This is a genomic window from Pseudoalteromonas sp. P1-7a, assembly GCF_001401855.1.
GTDB lineage: Bacteria > Pseudomonadota > Gammaproteobacteria > Enterobacterales > Alteromonadaceae > Pseudoalteromonas.
The window spans coordinates 171,430-185,540 of the sequence record NZ_LKDU01000002.1 but is presented as its reverse complement, the minus strand read 5'-3'; the positions used below and the strand labels follow the sequence as shown (position 1 = coordinate 185,540).

Annotated in this window: 12 protein-coding genes; all 12 read right to left on the bottom strand. The window is 41.3% G+C overall.

Annotated elements, in window-relative coordinates:
- Positions 1-2: 2 nt before the first annotated feature.
- The gene (locus AN389_RS02935) at positions 3-2,246 is read right to left on the bottom strand and encodes a heavy metal translocating P-type ATPase (protein WP_055013976.1); all 2,244 of its coding nucleotides are present in this window, start codon (positions 2,244-2,246) and stop codon (positions 3-5) included.
- A complete protein-coding gene (locus tag AN389_RS02930; protein ID WP_055013977.1) occupies positions 2,243-2,680 on the bottom strand; it encodes a MerR family transcriptional regulator in 438 nt (145 codons plus the stop codon). Before AN389_RS02930 ends, AN389_RS02935 begins: the two co-directional genes overlap by 4 nt.
- 157 nt (positions 2,681-2,837) lie before the next feature.
- On the bottom strand, positions 2,838-3,335 hold the full coding sequence (locus tag AN389_RS02925) for a DUF2059 domain-containing protein (protein WP_055013978.1): 498 nt from the start codon (positions 3,333-3,335) through the stop codon (positions 2,838-2,840).
- A 284-nt stretch (positions 3,336-3,619) separates the two neighbouring features.
- Positions 3,620-3,952, bottom strand: coding sequence for a Na+/H+ antiporter subunit G (locus AN389_RS02920; RefSeq protein ID WP_055013979.1), 333 nt, complete (start codon positions 3,950-3,952; stop codon positions 3,620-3,622).
- Between the two features lie 9 nt (positions 3,953-3,961).
- A complete protein-coding gene (locus tag AN389_RS02915) occupies positions 3,962-4,231 on the bottom strand; it encodes a K+/H+ antiporter subunit F (RefSeq protein ID WP_055013980.1) in 270 nt (89 codons plus the stop codon).
- On the bottom strand, positions 4,225-4,761 hold the full coding sequence (locus tag AN389_RS02910; protein WP_055013981.1) for a Na+/H+ antiporter subunit E: 537 nt from the start codon (positions 4,759-4,761) through the stop codon (positions 4,225-4,227). Before AN389_RS02910 ends, AN389_RS02915 begins: the two co-directional genes overlap by 7 nt.
- Positions 4,761-6,278, bottom strand: a complete 1,518-nt coding sequence (locus AN389_RS02905) for a monovalent cation/H+ antiporter subunit D (RefSeq protein ID WP_055013982.1) — start codon at positions 6,276-6,278, stop codon at positions 4,761-4,763. The genes AN389_RS02910 and AN389_RS02905 overlap by 1 nt, the downstream gene beginning before the upstream one ends.
- Positions 6,275-6,628, bottom strand: a complete 354-nt coding sequence (locus AN389_RS02900) for a Na+/H+ antiporter subunit C (RefSeq protein WP_055013983.1) — start codon at positions 6,626-6,628, stop codon at positions 6,275-6,277. Before AN389_RS02900 ends, AN389_RS02905 begins: the two co-directional genes overlap by 4 nt.
- Positions 6,628-9,420, bottom strand: coding sequence for a monovalent cation/H+ antiporter subunit A (locus tag AN389_RS02895; protein WP_055019213.1), 2,793 nt, complete (start codon positions 9,418-9,420; stop codon positions 6,628-6,630). Before AN389_RS02895 ends, AN389_RS02900 begins: the two co-directional genes overlap by 1 nt.
- Before the next feature lie 154 nt (positions 9,421-9,574).
- A complete protein-coding gene (locus AN389_RS02890) occupies positions 9,575-10,708 on the bottom strand; it encodes a hypothetical protein (protein ID WP_055019212.1) in 1,134 nt (377 codons plus the stop codon).
- A complete protein-coding gene (gene nlpI, locus AN389_RS02885; RefSeq protein WP_055013986.1) occupies positions 10,692-11,570 on the bottom strand; it encodes a lipoprotein NlpI in 879 nt (292 codons plus the stop codon). The genes AN389_RS02890 and nlpI overlap by 17 nt, the downstream gene beginning before the upstream one ends.
- Before the next feature lie 140 nt (positions 11,571-11,710).
- Entirely contained in the window at positions 11,711-13,837 is a 2,127-nt protein-coding gene (gene pnp / locus AN389_RS02880; RefSeq protein WP_055017204.1) for a polyribonucleotide nucleotidyltransferase, read from the bottom strand.
- Positions 13,838-14,111: the final 274 nt, after the last annotated feature.

The window sequence follows — 14,111 nt, the reverse complement described above, 5'->3', positions numbered from 1 at the left end:
CCTCAGCGCTTATTAGGTTTATAAAAACGCAAGCGATTAGCATTGGTGACTACTGTCAGTGATGAAAGCGCCATAGCTGCGCCCGCCACTACAGGATTTAGCAGCACACCAATAAAGGGATACAACACACCGGCAGCAATAGGAATGCCCGCAACGTTATAAATAAAGGCACCAAACAAGTTTTGTTTAATGTTTTTAATTGTTGCGCTGCTAATGGCAATAGCATCGGCAAGACCATGCAGTGAGCCACGCATTAAGGTAATATCGGCGCTTTCTATGGCTACATCTGTACCTGTGCCAATTGCAAAACCGACATCTGCTTTAGCAAGCGCGGGGGCATCATTGATCCCATCTCCCGTCATACCTACAATTTCGCCTTGCTGCTGGCGTTTAGTAACTTCGTTTACTTTATCCTCTGGCAACACTTCTGCGATAAAATCATCAATACCTACTTTTTTAGCCACAGCGTGTGCAGTCGCCTTGTTATCGCCAGTTAGCATTACTAGATGAATATCTTTATTTTGCAGGCGCTTAATTGCCTGTACTGAGTCTTCTTTTAGCGGATCCGCCACCGCGATTAAGGCCATTAGTTGATTATTACAGGCAAAGTACATCGGGGTTTTTGCATCATTTGCAAAGGTATGTGCTTGCTCAGAGGCCTCATCAACAGCAATCTTGTATTTATCCATAAGCGCTTTATTGCCAAATAACAATGTTTGCCCATTCACCACTCCACTTACACCTTTACCGGTAATCGCATCAAAGTCAGTCGCTTTACTCAAGGTGACGTTTTGTTTTTTAGCGTGCTGCATAATAGCCTCTGCCAGAGGGTGCTCAGAGCTACTTTCGAGGCTTGCAACTAATTGCATTACGTTATTTTCATCTGCGTTATTAAACGTTACAACATCTGTTACCTGGGGTGCACCTTGGGTGATGGTGCCGGTTTTATCTAAAATCATGGTAGTAATTTTGGAGGTAGTTTGCAGTGACTCGCCATTGCGAATTAATATGCCAAACTCGGCGGCTTTACCTATTCCCACCATTACCGACATAGGCGTTGCTAAACCCAGCGCACACGGGCATGCAATAATCAGCACGGTGGTTAACGCTACCACCGCATAAGCAATTGAAGGGGCTGGACCAAAATTTAGCCATGCAAGGGCTGCTAATATCGCAATTATCATTACTGTGGGCACAAATATGCCTGAAATAACATCGGCTAATCGCCCTATTGAAGGCTTAGAGTTTTGCGCACGTTTTACCATATTTATAATATTGGCAAGGGTTGTTTCTTGGCCTATATGTGTGGCTTCAAATAATAATGTGCCGCTTTTATTAATGCTGCCAGCAACTACTTTGTCGCCGGTTTGTTTACTCACAGGCATAGGCTCACCCGTGAGCATAGATTCATCTAATCTGCTGCTACCTTCGAGCACATCACCATCTACCGGGATTTTTTCGCCTGGGCGTACCCGTACATGGTCGCCCTTTTGCACATCACTAATGTCTATATCTTGCTCTTTGCCGTCGCGTATTACACGGGCTGTTTTTGCTTGTAAGCCAATTAAACGCTTAATAGCCTGCGAAGTACGTCCACGCGCTTTCACTTCAAAAGCCAAGCCTAAACTAATTAACCCAATTATCATTGAAGAAGCTTCAAAATAAACGTGCCTTGCAACCTCAGGTAGTAAGCTAGGCGCAAGTACAACACACATTGAATATAACCACGCAGTGCCCGTTCCGAGGGCAATAAGTGTATCCATGTTAGCACCATGATTTTTAAATGACTGCCACGCGCCTTTATAAAACTGCTTACCTGCTACAGCCATAACGACAAACGTGATAATACCGACCACACCCCAAGCTATGCGCTGGTTAGTAGTTGTCACGCTCATATCAAAAATAAGCCCATAAATCATAAGCGGCACGCCCACACCTAAAGCCAGCATCATGTTGCGCATTAGCTTTTTGTAATGTGCCTCGTCTGACTTGGCTTTTTCATCAAGCGCATCTTGCTCTGATGTGTTATCCATAGGTTTTGCGCCATAACCTATATTTTCAACGGCGCTAATTAATGTGCTTTGCTGCGCGCTGCCCTCTACGCGTACCGTGCGATCTGCAAAGTTCATTTCTACATTGTTTGCGCCTTGCACACTATTAAGGGCTTTTTCTATTTTGGCTACGCAACTGCCACAATTAGCCCCTTCAATAATAAAGTTTTGCTCTGTTGTTTTATTGCTACTCATTGCACATCTCCGCTTTTTTCTTGCTCTGCAAGAGGGTCAACAAACGTCTCTATTAAGCTACACACATCACTTACAACAGCACCGTCTGCCGATGTTTCCCACTGCTTTAACGCCGCCTGCATACGCACTCGTAATTTAAGGGTTTCTTGAAACAAGGCTTCGGTTTCTTCTAAACGCTTTGCAATAATTTGCCGTGTAAGTGGGCATGGGCAATGCCCTTGTTCTGACTCTCCAATGATATGCTGTATATCTTTAAGGGAAAACCCGAGCTTTCGGGCGCTTATAATAAACTTTAAACGTTGGCGGTCTGCTTTTGTATATTGTTGATAGCCGTTACTTTGGCTCCGTGCGGGCGTTAAAAGACCTATCCGTGTGTAGTGACGAACTGTATCAGGCGTTACACCCATTAACGTCGCTAATTGCTTAACATACATAATTTAGCCCCCTTAGATTTTAGAGCTCAATTGTAAACCTATGTGTGACACACAGGTCAATAGAGGGGCCACATTAAAATATAATTAAAAAATTACTGGAGCTGATAAAATAAAAGCGCGCTAATGAGCGCGCTTAAAAAGAGGCAGTGCAAAGAGATTAATTTTCTTGTTGGCGAGAGGCTTTTAGCTCTTCACTTAGCTCACCGGCTATTTCCTGAATTTTTGGCATCGCACCTTGTACTAAGCTTTGCGACATTTGCATTGACTCTTGCATTACTACAGGCATTTTTTGAAGAATTTTTTGCCCTGTTTCAGTTTTATAAAACGCCAGCATGTCGGCAATTTCTTGCTCGTTAAAATGTTTGTCGTATACGTTAACCATCATCGGCTGCATTTTTTTCCAGCTCATTTCGGTTTTAAGTACGTTGGTCATATCTGCGTAGTATTTATCAAAAATAGCTTGCTCAGAGGGCTTAACACCCATTTGCGCAGACATGTTTTTCATCATGCCCTCAACTTGCCCGTACATTGAGTCAACCATAGCATCCATGTTCATCACGTTTATCAGCTCATCTATTTTTTGCTGCTTAGTGGCCTCGTCAGCCAATACGCTGCCAGAAAATATAAGTAACGAAAGTAATAGTGCCTTAGCCATTGTCATATCCTTAAACATAAAAAGTAAGACCATACTCACATGATTTATATCAATCCGCAATAATACTTAATCATTTTCGGGGCGAAACGTGTTGCTGCATAGATTAAAAAATCTTTTTAGAACAACTAAATAGAGAGTTTTTGCCTAGTTATCAATGCGCTTTTCCAACCTCAGAGCAAATCACTTAAAGCTAATGAGTAAAAAATAGTTCGTAAATGCGCATGCCCATACTAAAAAGGCCAAATAAAACATGTTTATTTGGCCTTTTTATGAATGTCCTAGGGCTAATCGTCTTCTACGTTATCGAGCCCTTTTGTACCTTCTTTAGCTTTAAGCTTATGATGAATTGCTGATTTTATTAACATATACCCACTAATCGGGGCGGTAATTAATAAAAACACGGTAATCAATATCTCTTTGACACTAAAGCCGTGCCCTGAATTCGCAAAAAACACCATTGCTGCAATAAGTATACTTGCCATGCCTAAGGTTGTTGCTTTAGTTGGTCCATGCAATCGCATGTAAAAGTCAGGCAATTTAATCAAGCCTAATGAACCAATTAAAATAAACAGCCCACCAAACAATAACAGTATGGATACAACCCATTCGCTTATCATTTTAAAATCCTATTCAATTATGTCGCCACGCAGTAAATACTTACACACAGCAACTGTACTAATAAAACCAAGCATAGCTATTAGCAATGCGGCTTCAAAATACAGGCCTGTGCCCATACTAATACCGTATAAAATAATTAATGCAATGACGTTTATATACATAGTATCCAGCGCCAAAATACGGTCTGGGACCGATGGGCCTATAATAAGTCGCCATAAATTTAGTAATAGCGATAAGCCAATCATAGAAAAAACAATGAGTAATACAGTATCTAGCATTGAAAAATCTCCTTTAGGGGAGCTTCGTAGCGTTGTTTAATTTGTTTGATAAGTGCCTCTTCGTCTTTTAAATCGAGTACATGTATAAGTAAATAACGCTGTGTGGGCGTTTCACCTTCGTTAAGCGATTCTGGGATAGGGTACACTTCGGCACTTACTGTACCCGGTGTGAGTGATACACAACTGGCAAGAATCGTAATCGGCATATCATGGCTCAAATCTATAGGGACTTTTACAAAAGCAGGGCGTAATTTTTTAGCCGGACCCACTATTAACAAGGCCACCTGTAAATTAGCCACTACTATATCGTAAAGAACGATAAGTAATTGTTTTAAAGCCAACCCAGGTTTTAGTATTAGTGGTTGTGGGTCACGTAATGAAAAACTCAATAAGGGTATAAATATCGCTAAAAACGTTGCTAATACCAAGTGCCCTGGCGATACACTATTATTGAGTAGCAACCAGATTACAAATAAAAAGAAACTACGAAACGGCGTTGGCAACCAACGATAACGGGCTTGTAATCTCATTACTTCCCTCCTCCCATTACGGCATTAATACCACCATTAATGTCATGCAGTTGCGTAGCAGCACTGAGCATATAATCGCTGATAGGACCACCAAAAATAACTAACAATGGGGAACATGCCAATAACCCGACAATTATTAAAATTTGTAATGGGTGGGCATTAACGCCATCAGTACTTTCGCCTTTCTTTGCTTTTCGCTCCCAAAACAAACTAGTGCCAGCACGCGAAAGTGCAACTAATAAAACAAAACTAGTAATTAAATAAACAGGCCAAAATAGTAAGGCTTGCTCGCTATTCAAGGTTGTTTTGAGGATCCAAACTTTTCCAACAAACCCCGATAGAGGTGGCATTCCTACAACGGTTAATACAGCAATTACAAAGCACGCCCCTAACAAATAGGGTTGACTTACAGCGCGGCCAGCAACAAGTCTATCCCCTACTTTCCCTCTTTGTGTGGCAATTAAATCAGCTAATAAAAACAGTGCAGCACTGACTAGAGTAGAATGTACTAAATAATAAAGCAGTGCAGCTGTTGCTGTGACGTTTTGCAAGGCAATTAGAGCAACTAACGTGCCCACTGATACAACTACTAGATTTGCCGTTAACTTGCGTAAATCTTGTGCTGCCATTACACCAATTCCACCAACCACTATGGTGGCAATAGCTAAGCCCCATAACCAAGTTTGCGCCATATGCTCAAGCTCGCCGGCTTGTTCACCAAATATAACGGTATAAACGCGCAACATAGCGTATACGCCTACTTTGGTCATAATCGCAAACAACGCAGCAACGACAGGTTTTGCACTTGCATAGGTATTAGGTAACCACAAATGCAAAGGTAATAGCGCACCTTTTAAAGCAAATACAACTAACAATAGCAAGCCACCCGCTTTGGCTAAGTAAACATCGTCCCCTGTTAGCAGCGATACTTTTTGAGCCATATCGGCAATGTTTAATGTACCCAGTACGCCGTATAAAATACCCAACCCAATTAAAAATACGCTCGAGCCAACTAAGTTTAATATTACATATTGAAGTGCGGCGCGCGTATTTTGCTTATCACCTGCGTGCATAAGTAATGAGTATGAGGCAATAAGGAGTACTTCAAAAAATACAAATACATTAAACAGATCGCCTGTTAAAAATGCGCCATTTACACCTAATATTAAAAAGTGTACTAAAGGATGAAAGAAATTACCTTTAGCATCATCACCTGCACAGCCATATAAAATGACTCCCATTCCTAAAAAGGATGTAAGTGCAACCAATAAAGTAGAAAGCATATCGGCAACAAGTACTATGCCAAAAGGCGCTGACCAATTACCAATTGCGTATACATTGATACCACTGTTATACACATGGATTAGCAGCATTGCACTGGCGATAAACGTGGCCACCGCCATGACTGATGAGGCAATACGACGAATTCGTAAGCTTTTACCACATGGCGGCAAAAGCAATATGACTGCTGCCAGCATAGGTAACAGAATAGGCAAAGAGCTTAAATGTTGAATCATTTTTGCTCCTTGCTATCGGCCGTGCTTTTTATTATTTGCCCATCAACATGATCGCTACCCAAATCGGCTCTACCACGTATTGCTAAAATAACCACAAATGCAGTCATAGCAAAACCGATTACAATGGCGGTTAGCACTAAAGCTTGAGGCAACGGGTCTGCATAATCAGTGCCTGTTCCAAGCACGACTGCTTTATTTATGGTTAAACGACCTGCAGAAAATAAAAATAAATTCACTGCATATGAAATCATAGTAAGTCCAAGCACCACTGGGAACGTACGCGCCCTAAGTAGTAAGTAAACACCACAACTCACTAACACTCCAACGCAAGATGCGTACAATAGCTCCATTAAATATTTACCTCTTTTTTCTGGGTATCTGCTGTCATGTTGCCAAGGCTTGCTAATATCATTAATGTAGCTCCAACTACTGTTAAGTATACGCCCAAATCAAACACAATCGCACTTGCAAGCTCTGTTTTGCCAATAAATGGAATATCAAAATAATCAAACCACGTTGTTAAAAATGGCCTATCGAAGAACCAGCTGCCTACACCAGTAAACAAGGCAATACCAATACCCGAAGCGATGATTTTGCGATAGTTAACTGCAAAGCGCTCACTTATCCAAGCTGACCCATGAGCCATGTACTGCAATATAAAGGCAATCGACGTTACTAAACCTGCAATAAAGCCACCGCCAGGTAAGTTATGACCTCGTAGGAAAATATAAGCCGATACTAATAATGCAAGCGGTAATAAACTATGCGAAATACTGGCAAGTAGTATAGGGTGGCGTTCGCGCGCCCAAGGTCGCCCTTCACCATCACTTGCAGGCATAAATAGAGGAATACGCGACAGCACTTTAAATATTCCCAATGCTGCAATACCTAACACCGTGATCTCACCCAAGGTATCAAAGCCCCTAAAATCGACCAAAATAACGTTTACTACATTCGTACCGCCACCGCCTGTTTTAGCATTAGCGATAAAGAAATCAGATATTGATTCAAGCGGTCGTGTAAGAAGTGCATAGCAAATACTTGCAACAACTACACCTAATGTTGATGCAATGCCTAAATCTCGTAATACCCTAAGTGAACTAGACTCTTTAGGTGTATGCTGAGGTAGGAAAAACAATGCTAGCATTAGTAAAATTACGGTGGCTACTTCAACGGTGAGTTGCGTAAGCGCTAAATCAGGGGCAGAAAAACGAGTGAACGCAACTGACACCATAAGCCCCACAATAGAAATCATTAATAAAGCAACTACACGAGAACGATGCCAAATAACCGTAGCCAATGCGCCAATAATTAATAACCCAGCGCCAATAGCATTGTGCACATCGACAGGGATACTCGCCATACTGCCGGCTAACTGTTGCATCTCAAACAATGGCCACCCCGCACACAATAGCACCACCGCCAGCATTACAAAAATGTAGCGCTGCAATGAGCCGTTTTCGATGCTACTTACTCTGTTTTGAGACCAATTAATAGCCCTAAGGACAATTACCTCAAACGTTTTTTTAGCATTAAGGGGTGGTAACGAGGCTTGAAATTGAAATAAGTATTTGCGGTTAATATAAATAAATAAACCGCCCACCACAGCCATGGCACTCATCAATAAAGGAAGGTTAAAGCCATGCCAAATAGCCAGTTCGTACTCTGGAACTTGTTGACCAAGGACAGCCAATGATGCGGCATGTAAAATTCCATCAACAGAGAAGTGTGGAAACATACCTACAAGCACACACAGCACAACCAGCACTTCAATTGGCAATCGCATATAACGTGGAGCTTCATGTGGTTGGCGTGGTAAATCTATGGGGTCGCCGTTAAAAAATACATCATGGATAAAGCGTGAGGAGTACGCCACAGAGAGCGCTCCTGCAATGGTCGCTAAAACCGGGATTAACCACGACATAGAGCCCAGCACTTGTTGATGTAAGGTTTCGGCAAAAAACATTTCTTTAGATAAAAAACCGTTGAGCAATGGCACACCCGCCATTGAGGCTGCTGCGACCATTGCGAGTGTTGCCGTGTAAGGTAAATACCGCCACATACCGTTAAGCTTACGCATATCACGCGTGCCCGTTTCGTGATCGATTATACCCGTCGCCATAAATAATGAGGCTTTAAAAGTGGCATGATTAATAATATGGAATATTGCCGCTACAGTAGAGAGCTCAGTATCAAGGCCCAGTAACAACGTAATTAAACCTAAATGGCTAATGGTTGAGTATGCTAACAGGCCCTTTAAATCGTGTTTGAACAACGCGATATAAGCACCAAACAAAAGCGTTGCTAAACCAGTCAAACCCACCAGTAAAAACCATGTATCTGTGCCTGAAAGCACAGGATGAAAACGCGCTAATAAAAATATACCTGCTTTTACCATCGTCGCAGAATGCAAATACGCGCTTACTGGAGTTGGGGCTGCCATAGCGTGAGGAAGCCAAAAATGAAATGGAAACTGTGCCGATTTAGTAAATGCACCTAGCAAAACTAATACAAGTGCAGTTTCGTATAAGTCATGAGATTGTACAATTGCCTTGCTAGCTAAAATTACATCCAGGTCGTAACTACCAACAATATCGGCTACTAACATTAAACCTGCCAGCAATGCTAAACCACCGGCACCGGTAACAGCTAGTGCCATACGCGCGCCCTTTCGCGCTTCTGTTTTATGCCACCAATAGCTAATTAATAAAAATGAGCTAATGCTGGTTAATTCCCAAAACAGCCAAAGTTGAATAACATTGTTAGACATAACAATGCCTAGCATGGCCGTCATGAACAACAATAAGTAACTATACAGCTTAGCTAAGGAGTCGTTTTTACTCAGATAGTAACGTGCGTAGGTAATGACCAGTATGCCTATGCCCAAAATCATAAACATAAACAGTAGGCTCAAGCCATCAAGACGAAATGATAAATCCAGCCCAAGTGCGGGGATCCACATTACAGCATAACGAATTGTTTCACCTGCTAAAATAGCGGGAGTGTGGTATAGCGTAATACCTAAAGCTGTTAAAGGCGCAAGCACAGTCACAGCTGCAGCTTGCGTACGGGATAGTTTGCCGGTGCATGAAGAAATAACACTGCCAATTAAGGATAACAAAGGTATCCAGAGCAAAGTCATAATGTAGGGCCTTTTATAATCATAAGTTTATCCTTACGTTTTATACATCACGAAAAGATGCTTTTACTGTCTGTTTTTAAACGACATTAATACGTACAGTTATACTTATAAACAGCCATTTTGTCTATAGATAGCAAGCCTATTCGATTTAATTTTAATCAAGGGTTAAGGTTTCTTGTTGTTGTATTTGTTTCTGCCACAACGCCCTGTACCTCTTTGATAAACCTAGTTGTTGATACTGCATAATAGACCAATCCTTACTAGGCTTATATGCTACGCCCCCTTGCTGGCAGCTCTCACTTTTGTGCCAACCTGTGGGAGGCGGCTCGCCCTGTGAAATATATAAATTAGGCGCAACATAACCTTGCTTTAAACATAGCCACTTTTGTTTGCTCTGCGGGAGCGTATATTCATCTTCAAAACCGCTAAAATGCATAAGCTCGTGTAAAAAAACATGATAGTTAGCGCTGGTACTTAGCTGCATTTGTTTGCCCATAACATTAGCCGTACCGTTTTTACTCATTATCACACTGTAGTCAAACTGTTTTGCAACCTTGCCTCTCAAAGCTTTATTTTTCCATTTACAGTTGGCCATAGAAAGTGTGTTTTTACACTCCAATGCGCCAGCGGCGTAAACCGGTTTGCTAAAGCAAAACACCCCTTTTTGCGGTTCGGGTACTTCATTAAATTGTTTAGTGAAGCTTTGTAATTTATAAAGTCCTTCGCGATGAACGCCTATCATAACGACATTGTAGATACAGGAGCTATTACTAGCCGGTAAGGTATTTAAAGCCGTGAACCCAAGATCATTTAAAAAAGCGTTTGGGATGCGTTTGTAATGATTTGAAGTATGAAGTGCTAAGTGGTTATACGCATCCCCTTTGGGCAATAATTCTTGCTGCTTTAATAATAGTAAATCGTCCCAGCGTGATCGTGCAAAGAGAAGATTAGCTAAATCCTGTCGCTGGGCGTGGGTAATGTAAGTTATACTTTGTAGCCAAAATAACTTAGCTTGCTCGTTTTTATTTGTTTTTATCAGCTTTAAAGAATAATTGTATTGGGCTGATGGGATGTTTTCACGTGCTAAAAAGCCCAAGGTTAATCTGGGAAGATGCGCGATATTATTTGAAAAGTAGCGAGGGAATTGCCAATAGCTTTGCAGCGGATCAGCCTTCGTATTAAGTACATGCCAAAAACCAATATTGCTTAAATGGTTGCTAGAGCCCGCAATAAGCAGGCTAAATAGCAAACCACTTAAATAACACAGGTATTTAACTAGCGTCTGCACCAGCCATAAGCTCAAGCTCTAAACGCGCATATTTATATTCAATAAACTCATGCACATTAGTGGATAATGCCAATCTAAAGTAATCCGCAGCTAAGTACTGCTCGCCCGCTGCTTGGTGCATTTTGGCTAAATAAAAATACGCCTCGCACAAACGCTGTGCGTATTCTTGCTCAGATTTAACACCTTCGCTAATACCCGATAAAAACGTATGCTCACTCATATCGCCAGTATAAAGCGAAATTAACTGATACGCCCACTGCGATTCATCAAGTGCTGCGGCATTTGTTTTAAGAGCGGCTAATGCTTGTTGTTTATCCTCTTGCGACTGTGCAAGGTAAAGCCATAGCACTCGGTAAGGATCGTTTGGTGATCGCGCTAAAAACTCATCAAAGTCACTTTGCGCCAAGTTTGCTCTTTCACCATAATACAGTGCAATACCACGGTTTAAATAAGCGTATTCATGCTCTTCATTAAGCTCCAAGGCTGAGTCAAAAAACTCATACGCTTTTTCGTATTGCTGCATTAAAGTATGCTGAATACCTAAAAAGTTATACACCTCAGCTAAATCAGGCTTTAGTTTTATAGCGCGGTTAAAATCAATGCGCGATAACGTGGTCATTCCTAGGCTATCAAATAATACCCCACGGTCATAATAAAGCTTAGCTTGTTGCTCGGTACTTAAATCGGCTCTATTTAATAGCTCAGAGTAACGTGCAATCGCAATTTCGCTTCTAAAGTCGGATGCAAGGGGTGCAGTAAAAGGCACATTAACAATCGGCGTAGGTTTTGATTCAGTCGTGGTTTGGCAAGCGCTTAAAGACAAAATAGCAAAAGATGCCAAAGCTAAGTGTTTGAGTATCATTAAAATCCTTAATACCAAGATATATCGCAATAAAAATAAGACAGACCTTGTCTAATAAGGTTTCATTAAAGCATAAAAAAAGGGGCTAAACAGCCCCTTTTTTATTATCCCGCGTATATTAACGGGTTAAAGTTTAGCAATTATGCGTCTTTTGACTCATCAGCTGCAGGTGCTGCTGATTCCATTGCTTCTTTAATGCTTAGACGTACACGGCCTTGGCGGTCTACTTCTAATACTTTAACTTTAACTTCTTGACCTTCACTTAAGTGGTCAGTTACGTTGTTAACACGCTCTGTGCTGATTTGAGAAATGTGCACTAGGCCATCTTTACCAGGAAGAATGTTTACAAACGCACCAAAGTCAACAATACGTACCACTTTACCAGTGTAGATAGTACCTACTTCTAGTTCTGCTGTTAATTGCTCAATACGTGTAATTGCGTTTTGCGCGCTTTCACCGTCTGTTGCAGCAATCTTAATTGTACCGTCATCTTCAATTTCAATTGTTGTGCCTGTCTCTTCGGTAAGTTGACGAATTGTAGCGCCACCTTTACCAATTACTTCAGCAATCTTCTTAGCAGGAATTTGCATAGTGTAGATGCGAGGAGCAAACATTGATAATTCTTCAGAAGGAGCAGAAATCGCTTCATCCATTACACCTAAAATATGTAAACGTGCCGCTTTTGCTTGTTTAAGCGCAATTTGCATGATTTCTTGTGTGATGCCTTCAATCTTGATATCCATTTGTAGTGCAGTGATACCGTTAGTAGTACCTGCAACTTTAAAGTCCATGTCACCTAAGTGATCTTCATCACCTAAGATATCTGAAAGAACAACAAACTTCTCATCTTCTTTCACTAGACCCATCGCGATACCCGCTACAGATGCTTTAATTGGTACACCCGCGTTCATAAGTGCTAGTGACGTACCACAAACAGATGCCATTGAAGACGAACCGTTAGATTCAGTGATTTCAGATACAACACGAATTGAGTAAGGGAACTCAGTAAGTGTAGGCATTACAGCTTGAATACCACGCTTAGCTAGGTTACCGTGACCAATTTCACGACGCTTAGGAGAGCCTACAAAACCAGTTTCACCTACACAGAATGGAGGGAAGTTGTAGTTAAGCATAAAGTGGTTTTTATGAGTACCCGTTAAATCATCGATTAACTGCGAATCACGTTCTGTACCCAGTGTAGCAGTAACAAGCGCTTGTGTTTCGCCACGAGTAAAGATTGCAGAACCGTGAGTACGTGGTAATACACCCGTCATTACGTCTAGTGCACGGATCATGTCTGGTTCACGACCATCGATACGTTTTTCACCTGCAGTGATGCGGCCACGTACAATTTTCTTCTCAAGTGAACCGAATACTTTACCTACTTCTTGCTTATCAAGCGTTTCATCTTCAGCAAGCTCGCTTGTAAGCGCTTCAATTACAGCGTCTTTTGCTGCAGTTAATGCTTCTTTACGCGCTACTTTATCAGTAATACGGTAAGCTTCACCTACTTTTTCAGAAGCAAGTTCAGCTACTTTTTCTTCAAGCGATACGTTTTTCTCAGGTGCAGTCCAATCCCATGTAGGTTTACCTGCTTCTGCTTTAAATTCGTTTATTGCATTGATGATAGCTTGAGATTGCTCATGGCCGTATACAACCGCACCTAGCATTACATCTTCAGCAAGTACATCTGCTTCAGATTCAACCATTAGTACTGCGTTATCAGTACCTGCAACAACTAAATCTAGTTGGCTTTCTTCAAGCTCTTTTAATGTCGGGTTAAGTACGTATTCACCGTTGATGTAACCAACGCGTGATGCACCAATTGGGCCGTTAAAAGGGATACCAGAGATAGCAAGTGCTGCTGATGTACCAATCATCGCAACCATATCTGGTTGGATTTCAGGGTTTACAGATACAACGGTTGCAATAACTTGTACTTCGTTTACGAAACCATTTGGGAAAAGTGGACGAATTGGACGGTCAATAAGACGTGCAATAAGTGTTTCGCCATCGTTAGGGCGGCCTTCACGCTTTAAGAAACCACCTGGGATACGACCAGCAGCGTACATACGCTCTTGGTAGTTAACTGTTAATGGGAAAAAGTCTTGACCAGGTTGAGCTTCACGCTTACCAACTACAGTAACTAATACTGATGTATCGCCAATACTTGCTAATACTGCACCGTCAGCTTGACGTGCGATTGCACCTGTTTCTAGGGTAACTGTGTGTTGGCCTAGTTGAAATTCTTTAATAATTGCTTGCACTTAAAATATTCCTTAAATGTTTTTATATTTCAATAATAAGTGTCATTAAAAGGGCCAATTACAGTACATAATTGTATTCAGTTGGAAATCAATTAAGTACTACAATTGGCAAAATTTTTAATGACTGCAGATAACCTATTTATCTACGCGCATAGTATATACCAAAGCGACCTAAAATTGCGAGCCTACCCAATGATAAAACACAATCGCTTTTGCCTAATCATTTATTGATTTTTACTTATATTTTAAGAAGGTGTATTGGTAGGTTAAAAAT

What these genes read in the sequence shown, in the direction of transcription:
- AN389_RS02935 (WP_055013976.1), bottom strand. Translation starts at nt 2,246, where the DNA reads ATGAGTAGCAATAAAACAACAGAGCAAAACTTTATTATTGAAGGGGCT.
- AN389_RS02930 (WP_055013977.1), bottom strand. Translation starts at nt 2,680, where the DNA reads ATGTATGTTAAGCAATTAGCGACGTTAATGGGTGTAACGCCTGATACA.
- AN389_RS02925 (WP_055013978.1), bottom strand. Translation starts at nt 3,335, where the DNA reads ATGGCTAAGGCACTATTACTTTCGTTACTTATATTTTCTGGCAGCGTA.
- AN389_RS02920 (WP_055013979.1), bottom strand. Translation starts at nt 3,952, where the DNA reads ATGATAAGCGAATGGGTTGTATCCATACTGTTATTGTTTGGTGGGCTG.
- AN389_RS02915 (WP_055013980.1), bottom strand. Translation starts at nt 4,231, where the DNA reads ATGCTAGATACTGTATTACTCATTGTTTTTTCTATGATTGGCTTATCG.
- AN389_RS02910 (WP_055013981.1), bottom strand. Translation starts at nt 4,761, where the DNA reads ATGAGATTACAAGCCCGTTATCGTTGGTTGCCAACGCCGTTTCGTAGT.
- AN389_RS02905 (WP_055013982.1), bottom strand. Translation starts at nt 6,278, where the DNA reads ATGATTCAACATTTAAGCTCTTTGCCTATTCTGTTACCTATGCTGGCA.
- AN389_RS02900 (WP_055013983.1), bottom strand. Translation starts at nt 6,628, where the DNA reads ATGGAGCTATTGTACGCATCTTGCGTTGGAGTGTTAGTGAGTTGTGGT.
- AN389_RS02895 (WP_055019213.1), bottom strand. Translation starts at nt 9,420, where the DNA reads ATGACTTTGCTCTGGATACCTTTGTTATCCTTAATTGGCAGTGTTATT.
- nlpI (WP_055013986.1), bottom strand. Translation starts at nt 11,570, where the DNA reads ATGATACTCAAACACTTAGCTTTGGCATCTTTTGCTATTTTGTCTTTA.